We start from the raw sequence: 18361 nt of genomic DNA on the forward strand, positions 1-18361 counted from the left end.
GATAGCGGGCTTGCGCTCGTATCGCAAGGGTGCCAATAGAACGATTCTGGACGGCTTGTTCCCCAGGGGCGGTGGAGCGAGCCGTTTTCTGCCGCCGCGGGGGACGCGGGCGCCGGCAGGATCTCCCGGTCACGTGATCTCCCAGGTCGAGATCGTCAGACGTCGAGCGGGGCGGTTCCACCGGCTGCAACGAAGAAAGGGTTGGAATCGTGACAGCGTCTACTGCGGATCATCCGACACGCCGGGATTTTCTTTTCGTCGCCACGGGCGCTACCGCGGCAGTCGGCGGTGTGCTCGCCCTGTGGCCCTTCATCTCCCAGATGAACCCCGATGCCTCGACCATCGCGGCCGGTGCGCCGATCGAGGTCGATCTCGCGCCCGTCGCCGAAGGACAGGACATCAAGGTGTTCTGGCGCGGCAAGCCGATCTACATCTCCCACCGCACCAAGAAGCAGGTCGAGGAAGTGCGCGCGGTGCCGGTGTCGAGCCTGCCGGATCCGGCGACCGACCAGTCCCGCACCAAGGACGGCCACGAGCAGTGGCTGGTCGTGATCGGCATCTGCACCCATCTCGGCTGCATCCCGATCGCGCATGAAGGCAATTACGACGGCTTCTTCTGCCCGTGCCACGGCTCGCAGTACGACGCTTCCGGCCGCGTGCGCCAGGGACCGGCGCCGCTCAACCTTCCCGTCCCGCCCTATCAGTTCGTTTCCGACACCAAGATCCAGATCGGCTGAGCAGACGTTTGTCTTGAGCTCACGCTCGATCGTGCAAGATAATTTCTTCAGGAACGCATCATGAGTGGACCTTCTGACTACCAGCCGAGCCACCCCGCCTTGAAGTGGCTCGAGCAACGACTTCCGATCATCGGCCTGGTCCACTCGTCCTTCGTTGCCTATCCGACGCCGCGGAACCTGAACTACTGGTGGACGTTCGGCGCCATCCTTTCGATCATGCTGGGCGTGCAGATCGTCACCGGCGTCATCCTGGCGATGCACTACACGCCGCACGCCGACATGGCCTTCAAGTCGGTCGAGCTGATCGTGCGCGACGTGAACTACGGCTGGCTGCTGCGCAACATGCATGCCTCCGGCGCGTCGATGTTTTTCCTTGCCGTCTACATCCACATGTTCCGCGGCCTGTATTACGGGTCATACAAGGCGCCGCGCGAGGTGCTCTGGATCCTCGGCGTCATCATTTATCTCCTGATGATGGCAACGGGCTTCATGGGCTACGTGCTGCCGTGGGGCCAGATGAGCTTCTGGGGCGCCACCGTCATCACCAATTTGTTCTCGGCGGTGCCCTATTTCGGCGAGAGCATCGTGACCCTGCTGTGGGGCGGCTACTCCGTCGGCAATCCCACCCTGAACCGCTTCTTCGCGCTCCACTACCTGCTGCCGTTCCTGATCGCCGGCGTGGTCGTGCTGCACGTCTGGGCGCTGCACGTGGTCGGCCAGAACAATCCGGCCGGCGTCGAGCCGAAGACCGAGAAGGACATGGTGCCGTTCACGCCCTATGCCACGATCAAGGACTTCTTCGGCGTCGCCTGCTTCCTGATCTTCTATTCCTGGTTCATCTTCTACATGCCGAACTATCTCGGCGACGCCGACAACTACATCCCGGCCAACCCGGCGGTGACCCCGGCGCACATCGTGCCCGAATGGTACTACCTGCCGTTCTACGCCATCCTGCGCTCGGTGCCGAACAAGCTCGCCGGCGTGATCGCGATGTTCGCGGCGATCATCGTGCTGGTGTTCCTGCCCTGGCTCGACTCGGCCAAGACCCGCTCGAACAAGTACCGTCCGCTCGGCAAGCAGTTCTTCTGGATCTTTGTCGTCGTCTGCGTCGGCCTCGGCTATCTCGGCGCGCAGCCGCCGGAGGGCGTCTACGTCGTGCTCGGCCGTATCCTGACCGTGCTGTACTTCGCCTACTTCCTGATCGTGCTGCCGCTGCTCGCCCGCATCGAGCGGCCGCGGCCGCTGCCGAACTCGATCGCCGACGACGTGCTGGCGAAGTCCGGCCGCAAGGCGGCGCCGATGGTCTCGACCGTGATCGCGCTGGTCGCCGCGGTGTCGCTGCTCGCCGGCAGCATGGGCGATGCCCGTGCCAGCGAAGGCCAGGAGAACCCGCCGTCGGTGAAGTGGTCGTTTGCGGGTCCGTTCGGCACCTTCGATCGCGGCGCCGTGCAGCGAGGCCTCAAGGTCTACAAGGAAGTCTGCTCGAACTGCCATTCGCTGAACTATGTGGCGTTCCGCAACCTGGCCGAGCCCGGCGGTCCCGGCTACTCGCCCGCCCAGGCGGCCGCCTTCGCCGCCGAGTACAAGATCAAGGATGGTCCGAACGACGCCGGCGACATGTTCGAGCGCCCGGGCCGCCCCGCCGACTACTTCCCGGCGCCGTTCCCGAACGAGCAGGCCGCGCGGGCCGCCAATGGCGGCGCGGCTCCGCCGGACCTGTCGCTGATCGCCAAGGCGCGCTCCTACAAGCGCGGCTTCCCCTGGTTCCTGATCGACTTCTTCACCCAGTTCCAGGAGCAGGGCCCGAACTACGTCAACGCACTGCTGCAGGGCTATGAAGAGACCCCGCCGCACGGCGTGACCATCCCGGACGGCTCGTACTACAACAAGTACTTCCCCGGCCACGCGATCAAGATGCCGCCGCCGCTGTCCGACGGCCAGGTGACGTTCGACGACGGCTCGCCGGCCACCGTGAAGCAGTATGCCCACGACGTCGCGACCTTCCTGATGTGGACCGCCGAGCCGCACATGGAAGCACGCAAGCGCCTCGGCTATCAGGTGTTCATCTTCCTGATCATCTTCGCCGGGCTGATGTACTTCACCAAGAAGCGGGTCTGGGCTGCCGCGCATTGAGCGGAGCCCGAGCCATCGCCGCATGCGATTGAAAAAGCCCCCTCTGGGGGCTTTTTTTCTTTTGGCCGCTCTGGCCGTCGTAGCATTGGCGAGGCACGGCAGAGGAGGGGACGCAATGACGTCATTGTTGGCCTTCGCAGGCGCCGCCGTGCTCGAGATCGGCGGCTGCTTTGCGTTCTGGGCTTGGCTGCGGCTCGGCCATTCGCCGCTATGGCTGTTGCCGGGGATGGTCGCGCTTGCCGGCTTCGCCTATCTGCTGACCCTCGCCGACAGCCCGCTCTCCGGCCGCGCCTACGCCGCCTATGGCGGCATCTACATCACGTCGGCGCTGCTGTGGGGCTGGCTGGTCGAAGACCATCGCCCCGATCTGTGGGACGCCGCCGGCGCCCTGATCTGCCTCGCCGGCATGGCCGTGATCCTGTTCGCGCCACGGTCGCTGCCGGTGTAGCGCGGCGACCCGTGGCCGAGCGTGGCGACATCCGGCTACGAAGGCGGTCACGTTGAAGCGAACCCGATCCCCTCCCGTCGCGCCGGACGCGCATTTGCGGTAAACCGCATTCCCAACGTCCCAAACAGAAATTGCGGAGGACCATCATGGGCACACTCATCAGCTTCAAGCGCCCCGACGGCCAGGAGGCCAAGGGCTATCTCGCCAAGGCGGCGCAGGGCAATGCGCCGGGCGTCGTCGTCATCCAGGAATGGTGGGGCCTGCAGGATCAGATCAAGGGCATGTGCGACCGGTTCGCGCTGGCCGGCTTCAACGCGCTGGCGCCGGATCTCTACAAGGGCACGGTGGTGCCGTATCACGACACGGATGCGGCAGGCCGCGAGATGAACTCGCTCGATTTCATGGACGCGACCACGCAGACGGTGCGCGGCGCCGCGCAATATCTCGCCCGTAACGGCGCCAAGGTCGGCCTCACCGGCTTCTGTCTCGGCGGCGCGGTGACGATCATCGGCGCCACCCGGATCGCTGAGCTGACCGCCGGCGTCGTGTTCTACGGCATTCCGCCGGAGCAGGCAGCCAAGCCCGCCGACGTCAAGATTCCGCTGCAGGCCCATTTCGCCAACAAGGACGATTGGTGCACGCCGGCGCTGGTGGACGGCTTCGAGGCGGCAATGAAGGCCGCCGGCAAGTCGCTCGAGCTCTACCGCTACGACGCCGAGCATGCCTTCGTGAACGAGCAGCGCATGACCGTGCACGACCGCGCGGCCGCCGAGCTCGCCTGGGGCCGCGCCACGGCGTTCTTCCACAAGCATCTCGGCTGAGCTGAGGGCAGGGGCGCACCGGTCCGAAGCGGTGCCGCGCGGACTTTACACCGCGCGGACGGCCTTGATCTCGGCCGACGTCTGTTCGGCCTCGTCGCGGGACGAGGCGTCGTCGGTCGGCTCCAAGGGACGGGCGGGATCGATGCTGGTCGCCGCGTCGGCGGAGCGCCGTCGACGCTTCGTCCTCTTCGCCTGCGCTTCCAGGAAGCAATCGAGCAGCGTCTGCTGCTTCGGAAGCGCATGCGACACAGAAGGCTGTTTGCCGCGAGCCATGTTAACCAAGGTAATTCAATATGGTTAACCAATCATTGCCATACTATGGCAGATAGACAACAGGTGTTGCCCTCACGCACGGTCAAGTTATGTAACTTTTTGCGGTTGTGACAACCGCCGATCGACAGGAGAGGCCTCATGCACGCGCGCAACATGAGGTTGTGACGGGCCGCACAGCCGCCGGCTGCAGCCTTCCGCCGCCTGGCGCTGCGAGGTTTCCGCGAATCACCGTTGTTTCGCCGGGATATGAGCGTTGATCATGTTCGAAACGCGTCGCTTCGTTCGATGTTCGAATTCGCCGCGTCTCGTCGCCGGTTGCGTCGCAGAAACAATCTGAGGTAGCATTCCCCGATCCCTCTGCTGATGGAGAAAGCCGTGCGTGTGGCCTTTGCGCTGGCCGGGCTGGGCGGCTTGAACGCCCATGGCGCCGGCTTCCTCGATACGGCCCGCGCCTGGGGCGTGACGCCGGATCTCGTCACCGCGACATCCGGCCAGATCCTGGTGCTGTCGGCGTGGCTTCAGGGTCTCGATCTGCGCAACGAGCTGATGTCCTCCGACCGCCACCGGGATCCGGCGTCGCAGTTGCGCACGGTGATGTTCGGCTATCCCGGGGTGTTCCGTCCCGCCTATGCCGAGGCGCTGGCGCGCCTCGTCTCCTGGCCGGATTGGCGCGACGGCCCGTTCAACGCCCTCGCCGACCGGCTGTGGCCGGCGCAGCAATATGTCCCGGTGCGCAGCGAGGCCGACTTCGCGCACGCGGCGGAGACGCTCAACGCCACGCCGATCGGCGTCGTGTTCAACACCTATGATCCCGAGACCGGCACCGGCTATCTCTACGGCAACGAGGCGGCGCGGGCGCTGCTGCCGTCGGAGAAGTCGGTTCCCAATGCTCATGCCGTCAAGGCGCGGCAATCGGCGGCGAAGCGCGACCTGCGCTACGCCTCCGAGGTGCTGGCCGAGCGCGCCATCCGCCCGATCACGCCGGAGGCGGTCAAGGCGGCGCTGTGGCTGTCGCTCTACGGCTTCACCAAGCTGCCGCAGGGACAGATGGACGGCGCCTATCACCGTGCCAGCATCATCTCCGAGCTGCACGGTTTCGACCGCGTCTTCGCCGTCCGCCCGCTCGCACAGGGGTGGCAGGGCCAGGCGCCGGCCAATTGGTTCGAGGTGCAGGACTGGACCACCGAGATGTGGTTCTCGGTCGGCTACAAGGCCGAGGTCGATGCGCTCAAGCGCATCAACGACCTGATCGCGAGCGGCGCCATCACCGATCCCAAATACAAGACCGTGGAGCTGGTCGAGATCCAGCCGGAGACGCCGGCCGGCTACTTCAACTACTTCGTCGAGCGCGGCGAGGTGTATGAGAACGCGGTGGTGGCCACGGAGCAGAAGTTCGCGGAGCTCGGGCTGGTGAAGCCGGTGACGTGAGCGGTCGGCATTCAGTCACGGCCGCCGCCGCGCGATGCGGTAGCGGCCGCGATGGCCGTGGTCAGCCTGCGGTGATGGCTCCCACAAGCGCTTCGTTGGTCATCGGCCTGCCGTGCAGATTCCAGGTGCCGTCGACGGCATGGACGCCGTTGGACCAGATCCGGTCCCTCGCCAGCGCGCCGCCGGAGAGGTCATGCAGAATGTCGGTGGCTTCGCCGAAGAACGCCGTCTGGATGTCGCGGCTGGCGAGCGCAAAGGACGGCGTCTTGGTCTCGATCCAGGCGCCATCGACCGGTTGGCCGCCGGCGAAGGTCTGGCCCTTCGGCAGGATGTTCAGATGGGCCGTGACGTTCGCCGTCATGATCCTGTTTCCCGCGAGACCATGATGTCTCAGGAACGCTTCCGTGATCCGCGCGACCGCGATCGGCGCCTTGTCGGCAGCGATGACGCCTTCGGTGAGTGTGAGACTGATCGGCATGAGTCCTCCTGTGCCCGCCCTATGGCGGTTGTCCGGGGAATGGCGGTCATTATATAACGACCGTGATGTATATATAGAATAACGATCGTTATGAGTCAATCGTGAAATAACGATCGCTATGAAAGGCGCCAGATGCGGTATCAGGCCGAACATAAGCTGGAAGCAAAGGCAAAACTGTTGGAGGCCGCAGGCCGCGGATTTCGCCGGCTCGGCTATGGCGGGATCGGCGTCGATGGTCTGGCCAAGGAGGCCGGGGTCACCTCCGGCGCATTCTACGGTCATTTCAAGTCGAAGGACGCCGCGTTCGAATCCGCCGCCTTGGCCGGACTCGAGGAACTCAGAGCCGGCATTGCAGCCCTTCAGGCGGAGCAGGGCGCCCGCTGGGCCGAGACGTTCGTCGCCTTCTATCTCGGTGAGCGCCTCACTTGCGCGCTGGATGCGAGCTGCGGCCTGCAGAGCCTGACCCCGGACGTCACGCGCGCCAGCGCGGCCATCAAGGCCAGCTACGGCGCGGCGCTCGAACGGGTCGCCCGGCAGATCGCGAAAGGGTTGCAGGGAAAGACCGACGAGGCGCGGCTGCAAAAGGCCTGGGCATTGATGGCGCTTCTCTCGGGCGGCGTGACCATGGCGCGCAGCGTCGCCTCACCCGAAGCCCGCGACGCCATCGCCGCCCATCTCAAGCAAGCCGCGCGCGGGCTGCTGTAGGGCAATTGCCGCGCGAGTACTCAGCTTCGCAAGTTGTGAGTTGCCGCTCGCCCAACAGCGGTGAGCCCCGCTCCCTGCAAGGGGCACTCCAGGGCAGGGCTGTCGCATATGGAGATGCGGAGCTATCCCAGCGAACTATCCTGCCGACTAGTTGCTCCGTCATGCCCGGGCTTGTCCCGGGCATCCACATCGTTCTCAGCATGCCGGACGACGTGGATGGCCGGGACAAGCCCACGGCTGTCCGGTTCAGACAGACTGGACATGGTGCATGGCGTGGATTCTTCTGCGGTCTTGAGCATCGCCAAATGTTCGAGACACACCAGGAAGGTCCCGCCATGCCGCATCAGAATACAGTATTCCGAGACATTCTGAAGTTGGTCCCCTGGCATCGCTTCGAGGCGCTTGTGGACGAGCATGGCACGGACGCGCGGATTCGACGGCTTTCCACCAAAGACCAATTTGTGGCGCTGCTGTACGGCCAGCTTTCGGGGGCTTCCAGTCTGCGTGAGATTGTCACCGGGCTGTCGAGCCACACCGCGCGGCTTTATCACCTGGGTGGGGGCCCTGTCCGCCGCTCGACTTTCGCGGACGCCAATATGAATCGGCCTGCGGAGATGTTTGCCGCCCTGTTGGCCATCATGATGAAGCAGGCCCATCGCCGGTTACGCCGCAAGCTTGCCGAGACGACGTATTTGATTGATTCGACCAGCGTACGGCTGACAGAAGCCAGCGCTGGCTGGGCACGGTTCTCTACCGGTGTCTGCGGTGCCAAGGTGCATGTGATCTATGATGCCGACGCCGACCGGCCGATTTATGCGGCAATCAGCGGAGCCAACGTCAACGACAATACTGCAGCGCATCAGATGCCCATCGAGCCGGGAGCAACCTACGTCTTCGATCTCGGCTATTATGAATATGCTTGGTGGGCTCAACTGGACGCCGCCGGTTGTCGAATCGTGACCCGGTTCAAATCCAATACGCCGCTGCGGGTCGTGGAGGAGTTGCCTGTCATCGCGGATGGCAACATCCTCTCCGACCGCATCGGCTTCCTTCCACAACGCCAAGCCTACAGCCGCCGCAATCCAATGCAGACTGCGGTGCGCGAAGTGCGCGTCACCTTGGAAACGGGAAAGATCCTGCGCATCCTGTCGAACGACCTCGATGCCAGCGCTCAAGAGATCGCCGACCTCTATCGTCGCCGCTGGGCCATCGAGTTGTTCTTTCGTTGGGTCAAGCAGACCCTCAAGATCACCAGGTTCCTCGGGACTTCTGAGAACGCCGTTCGTATCCAGATCGCCGTTGCCCTGATCGCCTTCCTCTTGCTTCGCCTCGCGCAAGACCTTCAGAAGGCAATCCAAAGCCCCTTGGTCTTTGCCAGATTGGTCCGCACCAACCTCATGCATCGCCGCCCCATCGATCAATTGCTCACGGGGCCACCCCAACTTGCCAAAAACCCACAACAGTTGAGCCTCGCAATATGCGGAAGCTGAACCGGACAGCCGTGGGTCAAGCCCGGCCATCCACGCCGTGCGGCGCCCTCGGAAAAACGTGGATGCCCGGGACAAGCCCACGGCTGTCCGGTTCAGGCAGGCTGGACAAGGCGCATGGCGTGGATTCTTCTGCGGTCTTGAGCATCGCCAAATGTTCGAGACACACCAGGAAGGTCCCGCCATGCCGCATCAGAATACAGTATTCCGAGACATTCTGAAGTTGGTCCCCTGGCATCGCTTCGAGGCGCTTGTGGACGAGCATGGCACGGACGCGCGGATTCGACGGCTTTCCACCAAAGACCAATTTGTGGCGCTGCTGTACGGCCAGCTTTCGGGGGCTTCCAGTCTGCGTGAGATTGTCACCGGGCTGTCGAGCCACACCGCGCGGCTTTATCACCTGGGTGGGGGCCCTGTCCGCCGCTCGACTTTCGCGGACGCCAATATGAATCGGCCTGCGGAGATGTTTGCCGCCCTGTTGGCCATCATGATGAAGCAGGCCCATCGCCGGTTACGCCGCAAGCTTGCCGAGACGACGTATTTGATTGATTCGACCAGCGTACGGCTGACAGAAGCCAGCGCTGGCTGGGCACGGTTCTCTACCGGTGTCTGCGGTGCCAAGGTGCATGTGATCTATGATGCCGACGCCGACCGGCCGATTTATGCGGCAATCAGCGGAGCCAACGTCAACGACAATACTGCAGCGCATCAGATGCCCATCGAGCCGGGAGCAACCTACGTCTTCGATCTCGGCTATTATGAATATGCTTGGTGGGCTCAACTGGACGCCGCCGGTTGTCGAATCGTGACCCGGTTCAAATCCAATACGCCGCTGCGGGTCGTGGAGGAGTTGCCTGTCATCGCGGATGGCAACATCCTCTCCGACCGCATCGGCTTCCTTCCACAACGCCAAGCCTACAGCCGCCGCAATCCAATGCAGACTGCGGTGCGCGAAGTGCGCGTCACCTTGGAAACGGGAAAGATCCTGCGCATCCTGTCGAACGACCTCGATGCCAGCGCTCAAGAGATCGCCGACCTCTATCGTCGCCGCTGGGCCATCGAGTTGTTCTTTCGTTGGGTCAAGCAGACCCTCAAGATCACCAGGTTCCTCGGGACTTCTGAGAACGCCGTTCGTATCCAGATCGCCGTTGCCCTGATCGCCTTCCTCTTGCTTCGCCTCGCGCAAGACCTTCAGAAGGCAATCCAAAGCCCCTTGGTCTTTGCCAGATTGGTCCGCACCAACCTCATGCATCGCCGCCCCATCGATCAATTGCTCACGGGGCCACCCCAACTTGCCAAAAACCCACAACAGTTGAGCCTCGCAATATGCGGAAGCTGAACCGGACAGCCGTGGGACAAGCCCGGCCATGACGAGGTGGAGAAAGACGCGCACACGTAAGCGCCACCCCCACCTGTGTCCCCGCCGCCCCTTGACCCCGCCCGCCGCCCGTGGTCAGTTCCGCCGCATGAGCACCCTTGTCCGCCCAGCCCGTCTCTGGTGGCGCACCTTGTAAGAGGTGGCCGGTGCGATTCATTTGACATTCGATCGCAGAGGGGCCGCCACGCAGCGGCGGCTTCCGGTTGGTCCTGTGTGGCGTTTCCTCGGCAAATTCCGTAAGAGGACGCCCAAGAGGACCCCATGAACAGGACCGTTTTCGCCCTTCCGGCCCGCAGCGACTACCGCACCTCCAGCGGGCTCGCGATCACGCGCGCCGTCGAGCAGTTTTCCGGCAATGCCAGCCGGCTCGACGACCTGATCGACCTGCTCGACCGCCGCCGCGGCGTGGTGCTGTCCTCGGGCACGACCGTGCCCGGCCGCTACGAGAGTTTTGACCTCGGCTTCGCCGACCCACCGCTGGTGCTGGAAACCAAGGGCACCGACTTCACCCTGCAGGCGCTCAACCGCCGCGGCGAGGTGCTGATCGCGTTCCTGAAGGACACGTTGCGCGAGCCCTGCGTGGTCATTACTGCGGCTTCGCCGGCGCGGCTGGCCGGACACATCGTCCGCGGGCCTGCCCCGGTCGAGGAGGACCAACGCACCCGCCGCGCCAGCGTGATGTCGCTGGTGCGGGCGATGATCGCCGCGCTGTCCGCCAATGACGATCCGCTGCTCGGCCTGTTCGGCGCCTTCGCCTACGACCTCGTCTTCCAGATCGAGGACCTCGTGCAGAAGCGGCCGCGCGAAAAGGACCAGCGCGACATCGTGCTCTACGTGCCCGATCGCCTCCTGGCCTATGACCGCGCCACCGGCCGCGGCGTCGTGCTGTCTTATGATTTCTCCTGGAACGGCCAGTCGACATCAGGCCTGCCGCGCGACACCGACGCCAGCGTCTATCTGAAGGAGCCGCGCCAGGGCTTTGCCGACCACGCGCCGGGCGAGTACCAGGCCACGGTCGAGAAGGCCCGCGCCGCCTTTGCCCGCGGCGACCTGTTCGAGGCGGTGCCCGGCCAGTTGTTTGCCGAGCCGTGCGAGCGCTCGCCGGCGGAAGTGTTCCAGCGGCTCTGCCGGATCAACCCGTCGCCCTATGGCGCGCTGATGAATCTCGGCGACGGCGAGTTCCTGGTGTCGGCGTCGCCCGAGATGTTCGTCCGCTCCGACGGCCGCCGCGTCGAGACCTGCCCGATCTCCGGCACCATCGCGCGCGGCCGCGACGCCATCGGCGATGCCGAGCAGATCCGTCAGCTCCTGAACTCGGAGAAGGACGAGTTCGAGCTCAACATGTGCACCGACGTCGACCGCAACGACAAGGCGCGCATCTGCGTGCCCGGCACCATCAAGGTGCTGGCGCGCCGCCAGATCGAGACCTACTCGAAGCTGTTCCACACCGTCGACCACGTCGAGGGCATGCTGCGGCCGGGCTTCGACGCGCTCGACGCGTTCCTGACCCACGCCTGGGCCGTGACCGTCACCGGCGCGCCAAAGCTGTGGGCGATGCAGTTCGTCGAGGACAATGAGCGCTCGCCGCGGCGCTGGTACGCCGGCGCGATCGGCGCCGTGAATTTCGACGGCTCGATCAACACCGGCCTCACCATCCGCACCATCCGCATGAAGGACGGGCTCGCCGAGGTGCGCGTTGGCGCCACCTGTTTGTTCGATTCGGACCCCGCGGCCGAGGATCGCGAGTGCCAGGTCAAGGCGGCGGCGCTGTTCCAGGCGCTGCGCGGCGATCCGCCGAAGCCGCTGTCGTCGACGGCGCCGGACGCGACAGGCTCCGGCAAGAACGTGCTGCTGATCGATCATGACGACTCGTTCGTGCACATGCTGGCCGACTATTTCCGCCAGGTCGGCGCCAACGTCACGGTGGTGCGTTATGTCCATGCACTGAAGATGCTGGCCGAGCGCAGCTGGGATCTGATCGTGCTCTCGCCGGGGCCGGGCCGTCCCGAGGACTTCAAGATCTCGACCACCATCGATGCCGCGCTTCAAAAGAAGCTGCCGATCTTCGGCGTCTGTCTCGGCGTGCAGGCGATGGGAGAGTATTTCGGCGGCCAGCTCGGCCAGCTCGCCCAGCCGGCGCATGGAAGGCCCTCGCGGGTCCAGGTGCGCGGCGGCCGCCTGATGCAGGGGCTGCCGAATGAGATCGTGATCGGCCGCTATCACTCGCTGTTCGTCGAGCGCGACAGCATGCCCGAGGTGCTGACGGTGACGGCGGCAACCGAGGACGGCGTGGCGATGGCGATCGAGCACAAGACGCTGCCGGTCGGCGGCGTGCAGTTCCATCCGGAATCGCTGATGTCGCTCGGCGATGCCGTCGGTTTGCGGATCGTGGAGAATGCATTCCGGCTGAAGCAGCCGGCGTAACAGGTGGTCGCCGTCATCGCGAGGAGCGTAGCGACGAAGCGATCCAGAGTTGTTTTCGCGGCCCTGGATTGCTTCGCTTCGCTCGCAATGACGAATTCCTCGCGGTCACGGCAAAACAAGGTAGCGAGAGCACGATGACGTTCGATCTGGACATCAAGAACACGGTCCGCACCATTCCGGACTATCCGAAGCCCGGCATCCTGTTCCGGGACATCACGACGCTGTTGGCGGACGCGCGCGCGTTCCGCCGCGCGGTGGACGAGCTGGTGCATCCCTGGGCCGGATCGAAGATCGACAAGGTCGCCGGCATCGAGGCCCGCGGCTTCATCCTCGGCGGCGCGGTCGCGCATCAGCTCTCGGCCGGGTTCGTGCCGATCCGCAAGAAGGGCAAGCTGCCGCACAAGACGGTCAGCATGTCCTACGCGCTGGAATACGGCACCGACGAGATGGAGATGCATGTCGACGCGGTGCAGCCCGGCGAGCGCGTGATCCTGGTCGACGACCTCATCGCCACCGGCGGCACGGCCGAGGGCGCGGTGAAGCTGCTGCGCCAGATCGGCGCGACCGTGGTGGCGGCCTGCTTCATCATCGACCTGCCGGATCTCGGCGGCGCCGCCAAGCTGCGCGCGCTCGACGTGCCCGTGCGCACGCTGATCTCGTTCGAAGGGCACTGAAACGCGCGCGGCGGCGTCAGGACCGCTGCATCAGGAGCTCGTTCTCGATCTCGCGCAGCGCATAATAGTTGCGCCGGATCCATTGATAGAGCTCGGTGGAGGGGTCCTTCTCCTGGCGCAGATAGCCGGTGAAGGAGAACGAGAAGCGCTCGATGTAGGTTCGGAGGAAGGCGGGCAGGGCGGCAATGCGCAGATGCTTGCTGCGGCTGTAGAGGTCGGGGAGCTCCTCGCGCAGCACGTGGTCGTTCTCGACCACGATCAGCTGTGCCTTCGGGATCTGCCGCCGCAGGGCGTCATAGGCGCGCATCGAGACGCGGTCGCCCTCGGCGCAGTACAGCACGATCGGGACCACGTTCCGCCGTGCGGCCTCCTTCAAAAAGCCGATCTGTTCGGACATTTTGAAGAACTCGTCGAACGAGTAGTAGCCGAGGTCGATCACCTTGGGGATACCGTCGTTGAGGATCACCCGGTCCATCAATTGGATCTTGCCGTAGGTGTCCTCGATCGTCGCGGTTTCCGTGATCTGCGGCAGGAAGTCGAGCAGCGACGGCTCGCGCAGGGTGACGTCGAAGGCGAGCACCTGGCCGTTCTTGAGCAGCAGGAACTCGCTCAGGACCCGCGCAAGCAGCGTCTTCCCGGATTGCGGCCGGGGCGAGCAGACGATGTAGACGGGCGTCGCGGGCATCCGACCTATATCAGGTCAAATGCGGTTGCGATAAAGTCCCATCAGTCACGGGAATGCTATTTTTCCCCGGCCGGCCGCGGCGCCGCCGCCTTGGTCGAGCCGACGATGTCGGTCAGCTTGATGCGGTCGTACTCGCTCCAGACGTTGGCGAGCCAATGCCGGACATAGCCGCGCAGCACGAAGGAGTAGTTGGCGGCCTCGTCGCGCGGCCCCTTGTTGGCGACGAATTTGAGGAACGGCACCGACGCCACCTCGACCTGCTCGAACGCCATCTCGTTGAGCTTCGGGATGGTCAGCTCGGTCGCGTCCTTGATGCGGTGGAAGTAGGAATTGTAGGTCGACTGGTCCCACTCGAAGAAGCTGGTGTTGTTGATGAAGTTCTTCACCAGGAAATATTTCGCCCCGATCATGTAGCTCGCGGTCTCGGCGATCTCGTCGAGCGAGGCGATCGACGAGCCCAGGATGTGGAACACCGCGAAGGTGATCTGGCCGGAGCGGGCGGCGTCGAGGAAGCCGATGTCGCGCAAGGCGGCCAGTGTCGGCGACATCAGGCCGGCGCGGACGTCGATCACGGTCACTGACGGCGCCACCGCGCTCAATGTGTCGAAGATCTTCATCTGGTCCGGCGTCGAATTCATGTCGACGATCTCGGTGATCTCCGGGTGGAAGCGCTTCAGGGTGCCGCGCGGATGCTCGGTGTCGAACGCCCGGGTGGGGACGTTGTTGGCGCTGAAATAATCGAGCAACGTCCGCGACACCGTGGTCTTGCCGACCCCGCCCTTGTCCGCGCCCACCACAACCACTGCCGGTTTCGCCATGGAAAGTCCTTCAGCCCTGAGGCCGGCCAGGGGGCCGGCGCATTGCATTCTGCTTTGGGCGCGAACATGGCAGAAACGCTGGAGAATTCAAATTCATTGCAGCACGGGACCGGGGAAATTTGCGCCTTCGCCGCCGCGGGCCGGAGCAATCGGAGGCATTCCGGCCAAACGTTCGTGCCGGCGCGGAAGCACTTGCAAGCGAGTGGCAGCACGATTGCCCGTCGCACGGCATTCGCCCCCGATTCCGCTGCGAAGGAGGGGTCTAGTGCCGGCCCCAGGGACCGGTTGCGGGTGTGCTCCAAGGTCCCTCGGGAGCGGCTTGTCCCTGGCCGGATGGCGTAGGCGGGCCATCGGCCTGGCCCCAGGGACCGCCGGACGGCAGCGGTGGCGGAGCGTCGCTTTCGGTCGCGTTGGCGCCGGTGTCGTCCGGCTGTGCCTCGTCCGTGGGCAGTGCCAGCGGGCCCGGATCGTGGCCGCCGGCGAACTTGATCAGCGCCTGGACCCGGGCATCGACGGAAGGGTGGGTGGCGAACAGGTCGGCAAAGCCCTCGCGCGGATTGTCGACGCACAACTCCATGACGGCGGAGGTGGCGCCGGGCAGCTCGCCGCGCCCTTCGATCTTGCGCAGAGCGCTGATCATGGCGTCCGGATTCTTGGTCAACTCGACCGACCCGGCATCGGCGAGGTATTCGCGGGTGCGCGACAGCGCCAGCTTGACCACCTGGGACAACAGCCAGGCCACCACGATCAGCACGACCGCGATGATCACGACGATGATCGCCCCGCCGCCGGAGCCCTTGCGGTCGGAGTCGGATGAGGAGGAGGACGACGACGAGCGGCCCCAGCCGCCGCCCCAGCTCATGTTGGTGAACAGGCGGAAGAACAATTCGCCGAAGAAGCCAACCACGCCGGCGATGATGACGGCCACCACCATCAGCTGCACGTCGCCGTTGCGGATGTGGGTGAGCTCGTGACCCAGCACCGCCTCGATCTCCTTGTCATCGAGCGCAGCGAGCAGGCCGGTCGTGACGGTGACGGCGTATTGCCGCTGATTGAGGCCGGTGGCGAAGGCATTCAGGGCCGGGCTGTCCATGATCTTCAGCTTCGGCATGGTGATGCCGCGCGAGATGCAGAGGTTCTCGAGCAGATTGTACAGCCGCGGCTGCTCCTGACGGGTGACCGCGGTGCCCCCGGTCACGGCGTCGATCATCGTCTGGTGAAAGAAATAGGCGATCACGATCCAGGCCGCCGCGCCCAGCGTGGCCCAGGGCAGCGCCTTGATCAGGTCGCGGGTGGCGGCGTTCATGTAATAGGCGACGCTGCCATTGCCGTTGATCATGACCTCCGCGATCAGCGCGCCGGCGAACACCAGCACATAGATCAGCAGGAACAGGCCGCCGAGCAGCAGCACCGAACGGGTCTTGTTCGATGCGATGTGGGTGTAGAGACCGTAGGCGGCCATGGCGTCGGACCCTTCAGCGCGGAAGGCGCGGGATCAGAACTTGACGCTCGGCGCGGCCTCGACGTCGGCCCGGCTGGCGCCGAGATCGAAGAACTCCTTGCGGGTGAAGCCGAAGGTGCCGGCGAACAGTGCGGCGGGCATCTGCTGGATGCCGGTGTTGTATTCCTGCACAGCGTTGTTGAAGAAGCGGCGGCTGGCGGCGATCTTGTTCTCGATGTCGGACAGCTCGCTGGCGAGCTGCTGGAAGTTCGCATTGGCCTTCAGATCCGGATAGGCCTCGGACAGCGCGATCAGCCGGCCGAGCGCACCGGAGAGCTGGCCTTCGGCCGCCGAGACCTGGGCCGGTCCCTGCGCCGACATGGCCGCATTGCGGGCCTTGATCACCTCGTCCAGCGTACCGCGCTCATGCGCGGCATAGCCCTTCACGGTCTCGACCAGGTTCGGGATCAGATCGTGGCGCTGCTTGAGCTGGACGTCGATGTCGGCAAAGGCCTGGCCGACCCGCTGGCTGAGGGCGACCAGCCGGTTGTAGGCGCCAAGGGCGAACAGCACGAGAATGACGATGATGCCGAGGACGATCCAGCCGGACATGACGGGCTCCGAGGGAGGGGGCGGGAGGACGAGGCGGCCGACACGCGACGGCGCCGCCGGTCCGCAGGTGGACCGGCGTGCATTGGTCGCATCAGGATGGAGGCCCGTTCAAGTCGTTTTAGCCTGACCGGTCCGTTCGATGGACGCCCAGGCGGCCGAGTTGGCGCCGGAGGCAACGACGCGCAAGGCTCAATAGGGACGGGCGACCCGCCATTGCTGCGTGGGGTCGTTGCCCTTGATATCGCCGGGGGCGCTGTCGAGCTGCGAGGTGTAGAGCGGCCGGTAGCGGTAGGCCCACATCTTCTTGCCGTCGCTGCGGGTGATGACGGTGAAATCGCCGGTCGCGACCGCGTTGTCGGGCGCCGCCAGCGGGGGGCGCTTCTGGGCGCAATCGCCGTCGCAGGTCGACTTGTTCCCGGTCGTGTCGCGCTCGGTATAGTACAGCGTCATGCCTTTCGGGTCCGTCAGAACTGGCCCGTTCTTGCCGATCACCGCCTTGGCCGGCGGGCCTTCCTGCTTGGGGGCTGGCGGCGGCGCTGAGGACTCACCGCCATGGCCGCCCGCGAAGGCGGTCCCTGCCGAAGCCAGCAGCATCGCAGCGATCGTCATCGTCCTGAACATCGAAATGCATTCCCTTGTGAGCAGCGCATGTCAGCGCCCGTTGCAGCTCACCGTAGCAAACGCGGATTTCTCGCCGGTTTCGCGAGATCGCGAAAATGAGAGACAAACTCGACCGGACGTTAACCATGGGCGGCCGGGCAGGTATTCAGCGGCGCGGCGGCGGCTCCACGCCGTCGCCCCAGTCCCACCGGCGGGCGGCGGCGAAGGCGGGCTTGTCACGGCGCGGGATGCTGACGACGCGGGCAGCGCCATCCGCCTGGCACAGCTTCGCGGCTGTCGCGACCTTGGTGACCGACGGCGGCGCGAGCACGCGTGCGGCGGGCCGATGCGTTGCCGGCTTGCGAGTGAGGGCAATGAAGCTGAACTTCTCGTCCTCGAACGGGACGTCGGCGCCCTTCAGCTCGCGATGCGCCCGGGACCGCGCCAGCCGCTGCGCGAAGTGGCACCAGTCCGGTGCGACCAGCGGGCAGGGGGCTGCGTGCGGGCAGGGCGCCGCGACATGAGCCCCGGCCGCGATCAGGCGGTCGCGCGCCGCGATGATGCGCTGATAGCCGGCGGGCGTGCCGGGCTCGACGATGAGGAGCGTATCGCCGGTCGTCGCCCACAGCGCGTCCACGATCGCGGAGCGTTCAGCGTCCGCCAACTCGCCGATCATGTAGCTGGCGATGACGAGATCGGCACGTCCGGCACGATCGAGCAGCGCTCGCGCCGGTCCCAGCGCATAAGAGAGGTCGCGCAGGCGCATCGTGTCGTCAGCGAGCGTCAGCGCCAGCCCGCGCAACGCTGCATTGGAATCGACGGCGTTGAACGAGGTCAGCGGCGGAAACGCTTCCGCCGCAGCGAAGCTCGCGGTCGCCGGCCCGGCACCGACGTCCAGCAGCGAGGCCGGTGCGAAGTCCGGGCAGGCCTGCATCACGGCGTTCAGGCTGGCTGCGACGGCCGCATAGGTCGCCGGCATCCGCACGGTGGCATAGGCGATGGCGTCGGCGTCGCTCGTGATCGTTCCGGAATTGCCGCCGCTGCGATAGGCGGCCGAGATGCGGGCCGCTCGGGCGGCTGCATCCTGCCGCGACTGCCCGTGCAGCCTGGCTTCGAGGGACGCCTTCAGCGCGGCGGGCAGATCGGGAGAGATCATCGGTCCTCTCCACGCGTCAGTCCGGGCGCCGCCGACGCGGCGATCCGGAATGACGCAGCACGA

At 65.3% G+C, this 18361-nt stretch carries 18 protein-coding genes; 10 read left to right on the forward strand and 8 right to left on the reverse strand.

The window, feature by feature from the left end; genetic code table 11:
* Window positions 1–206 precede the first annotated feature (206 nt).
* From petA to QW845_RS17460, 4 genes are all read left to right on the forward strand, one after another.
* Complete coding sequence (gene petA / locus QW845_RS17445) at window positions 207–737, forward strand: ubiquinol-cytochrome c reductase iron-sulfur subunit (RefSeq protein ID WP_315802877.1); 531 nt, start codon at window positions 207–209, stop codon at window positions 735–737.
* A gap of 60 nt (window positions 738–797) precedes the next feature.
* Window positions 798–2870 (forward strand): cytochrome c1, encoded by a 2073-nt coding sequence (locus QW845_RS17450; protein WP_315802783.1) that lies wholly within the window; start codon window positions 798–800, stop codon window positions 2868–2870.
* Window positions 2871–2985: 115 nt separating this feature from the next.
* The gene (locus QW845_RS17455) at window positions 2986–3318 is read left to right on the forward strand and encodes a YnfA family protein (RefSeq protein WP_315802784.1); all 333 of its coding nucleotides are present in this window, start codon (window positions 2986–2988) and stop codon (window positions 3316–3318) included.
* A 146-nt stretch (window positions 3319–3464) separates the two neighbouring features.
* Window positions 3465–4139, forward strand: a complete 675-nt coding sequence (locus QW845_RS17460) for a dienelactone hydrolase family protein (protein WP_315802785.1) — start codon at window positions 3465–3467, stop codon at window positions 4137–4139.
* A 45-nt stretch (window positions 4140–4184) separates the two neighbouring features.
* On the opposite strand, the gene QW845_RS17465 is transcribed toward QW845_RS17460, so the two are convergent.
* A complete protein-coding gene (locus tag QW845_RS17465) occupies window positions 4185–4388 on the reverse strand; it encodes a hypothetical protein (RefSeq protein WP_315802786.1) in 204 nt (67 codons plus the stop codon).
* Window positions 4389–4787: 399 nt separating this feature from the next.
* Here QW845_RS17465 and QW845_RS17470 point away from each other — a divergent pair, with 399 nt between their 5' ends.
* Window positions 4788–5840, forward strand: a complete 1053-nt coding sequence (locus QW845_RS17470; protein ID WP_315802787.1) for a hypothetical protein — start codon at window positions 4788–4790, stop codon at window positions 5838–5840.
* A 61-nt stretch (window positions 5841–5901) separates the two neighbouring features.
* Here the strand turns inward: QW845_RS17470 and QW845_RS17475 are convergent, their stop codons facing one another.
* A complete protein-coding gene (locus QW845_RS17475; protein WP_315802788.1) occupies window positions 5902–6318 on the reverse strand; it encodes a 4-oxalocrotonate tautomerase in 417 nt (138 codons plus the stop codon).
* Between the two features lie 132 nt (window positions 6319–6450).
* Here QW845_RS17475 and QW845_RS17480 point away from each other — a divergent pair, with 132 nt between their 5' ends.
* The 5 genes from QW845_RS17480 (at window position 6451) to QW845_RS17500 (ending at window position 12986) form a co-directional block, all read left to right on the forward strand.
* Entirely contained in the window at window positions 6451–7023 is a 573-nt protein-coding gene (locus QW845_RS17480; RefSeq protein ID WP_315802789.1) for a TetR/AcrR family transcriptional regulator, read from the forward strand.
* 335 nt (window positions 7024–7358) lie between these two features.
* Window positions 7359–8513 carry an IS4 family transposase gene (locus QW845_RS17485; protein ID WP_315800429.1) on the forward strand — a complete coding sequence of 385 codons (1155 nt, stop codon included), beginning with the start codon at window positions 7359–7361 and terminating at the stop codon, window positions 8511–8513.
* Between the two features lie 181 nt (window positions 8514–8694).
* Complete coding sequence (locus tag QW845_RS17490; RefSeq protein ID WP_315800429.1) at window positions 8695–9849, forward strand: IS4 family transposase; 1155 nt, start codon at window positions 8695–8697, stop codon at window positions 9847–9849.
* A gap of 300 nt (window positions 9850–10149) precedes the next feature.
* Window positions 10150–12312 carry an anthranilate synthase component I gene (locus QW845_RS17495; RefSeq protein ID WP_315802790.1) on the forward strand — a complete coding sequence of 721 codons (2163 nt, stop codon included), beginning with the start codon at window positions 10150–10152 and terminating at the stop codon, window positions 12310–12312.
* 134 nt (window positions 12313–12446) lie between these two features.
* Window positions 12447–12986 carry an adenine phosphoribosyltransferase gene (locus QW845_RS17500; RefSeq protein ID WP_315802791.1) on the forward strand — a complete coding sequence of 180 codons (540 nt, stop codon included), beginning with the start codon at window positions 12447–12449 and terminating at the stop codon, window positions 12984–12986.
* Window positions 12987–13002: 16 nt separating this feature from the next.
* Here the strand turns inward: QW845_RS17500 and QW845_RS17505 are convergent, their stop codons facing one another.
* From QW845_RS17505 to QW845_RS17530, 6 genes are all read right to left on the reverse strand, one after another.
* On the reverse strand, window positions 13003–13671 hold the full coding sequence (locus QW845_RS17505) for a hypothetical protein (RefSeq protein ID WP_315802792.1): 669 nt from the start codon (window positions 13669–13671) through the stop codon (window positions 13003–13005).
* 56 nt (window positions 13672–13727) lie between these two features.
* Window positions 13728–14489, reverse strand: coding sequence for a hypothetical protein (locus QW845_RS17510; RefSeq protein ID WP_009025709.1), 762 nt, complete (start codon window positions 14487–14489; stop codon window positions 13728–13730).
* A 262-nt stretch (window positions 14490–14751) separates the two neighbouring features.
* Window positions 14752–15951 carry a M48 family metalloprotease gene (locus QW845_RS17515; RefSeq protein ID WP_315802793.1) on the reverse strand — a complete coding sequence of 400 codons (1200 nt, stop codon included), beginning with the start codon at window positions 15949–15951 and terminating at the stop codon, window positions 14752–14754.
* A gap of 33 nt (window positions 15952–15984) precedes the next feature.
* The gene (locus QW845_RS17520; RefSeq protein WP_315802794.1) at window positions 15985–16542 is read right to left on the reverse strand and encodes a LemA family protein; all 558 of its coding nucleotides are present in this window, start codon (window positions 16540–16542) and stop codon (window positions 15985–15987) included.
* Between the two features lie 189 nt (window positions 16543–16731).
* The gene (locus tag QW845_RS17525) at window positions 16732–17163 is read right to left on the reverse strand and encodes a hypothetical protein (RefSeq protein ID WP_315802795.1); all 432 of its coding nucleotides are present in this window, start codon (window positions 17161–17163) and stop codon (window positions 16732–16734) included.
* Window positions 17164–17308: 145 nt separating this feature from the next.
* Entirely contained in the window at window positions 17309–18298 is a 990-nt protein-coding gene (locus QW845_RS17530) for a small ribosomal subunit Rsm22 family protein (RefSeq protein ID WP_315802796.1), read from the reverse strand.
* Between the last annotated feature and the right edge of the window lie 63 nt (window positions 18299–18361).

The organism is Bradyrhizobium sp. SZCCHNS3002, assembly GCF_032377435.1.
Taxonomy (GTDB): domain Bacteria; phylum Pseudomonadota; class Alphaproteobacteria; order Rhizobiales; family Xanthobacteraceae; genus Bradyrhizobium.

Excerpts from the sequence above, each read along its gene's own strand:
- QW845_RS17480 (WP_315802789.1), top strand. The coding sequence starts at position 6,451 with ATGCGGTATCAGGCCGAACATAAGCTGGAAGCAAAGGCAAAACTGTTG.
- QW845_RS17500 (WP_315802791.1), top strand. The coding sequence starts at position 12,447 with ATGACGTTCGATCTGGACATCAAGAACACGGTCCGCACCATTCCGGAC.
- QW845_RS17515 (WP_315802793.1), bottom strand. The coding sequence starts at position 15,951 with ATGGCCGCCTACGGTCTCTACACCCACATCGCATCGAACAAGACCCGT.
- QW845_RS17520 (WP_315802794.1), bottom strand. The coding sequence starts at position 16,542 with ATGTCCGGCTGGATCGTCCTCGGCATCATCGTCATTCTCGTGCTGTTC.
- QW845_RS17475 (WP_315802788.1), bottom strand. The coding sequence starts at position 6,318 with ATGCCGATCAGTCTCACACTCACCGAAGGCGTCATCGCTGCCGACAAG.
- QW845_RS17460 (WP_315802785.1), top strand. The coding sequence starts at position 3,465 with ATGGGCACACTCATCAGCTTCAAGCGCCCCGACGGCCAGGAGGCCAAG.
- QW845_RS17505 (WP_315802792.1), bottom strand. The coding sequence starts at position 13,671 with ATGCCCGCGACGCCCGTCTACATCGTCTGCTCGCCCCGGCCGCAATCC.
- QW845_RS17530 (WP_315802796.1), bottom strand. The coding sequence starts at position 18,298 with ATGATCTCTCCCGATCTGCCCGCCGCGCTGAAGGCGTCCCTCGAAGCC.
- QW845_RS17490 (WP_315800429.1), top strand. The coding sequence starts at position 8,695 with ATGCCGCATCAGAATACAGTATTCCGAGACATTCTGAAGTTGGTCCCC.
- QW845_RS17450 (WP_315802783.1), top strand. The coding sequence starts at position 798 with ATGAGTGGACCTTCTGACTACCAGCCGAGCCACCCCGCCTTGAAGTGG.
- QW845_RS17495 (WP_315802790.1), top strand. The coding sequence starts at position 10,150 with ATGAACAGGACCGTTTTCGCCCTTCCGGCCCGCAGCGACTACCGCACC.
- QW845_RS17510 (WP_009025709.1), bottom strand. The coding sequence starts at position 14,489 with ATGGCGAAACCGGCAGTGGTTGTGGTGGGCGCGGACAAGGGCGGGGTC.
- QW845_RS17455 (WP_315802784.1), top strand. The coding sequence starts at position 2,986 with ATGACGTCATTGTTGGCCTTCGCAGGCGCCGCCGTGCTCGAGATCGGC.
- QW845_RS17485 (WP_315800429.1), top strand. The coding sequence starts at position 7,359 with ATGCCGCATCAGAATACAGTATTCCGAGACATTCTGAAGTTGGTCCCC.
- QW845_RS17525 (WP_315802795.1), bottom strand. The coding sequence starts at position 17,163 with ATGTTCAGGACGATGACGATCGCTGCGATGCTGCTGGCTTCGGCAGGG.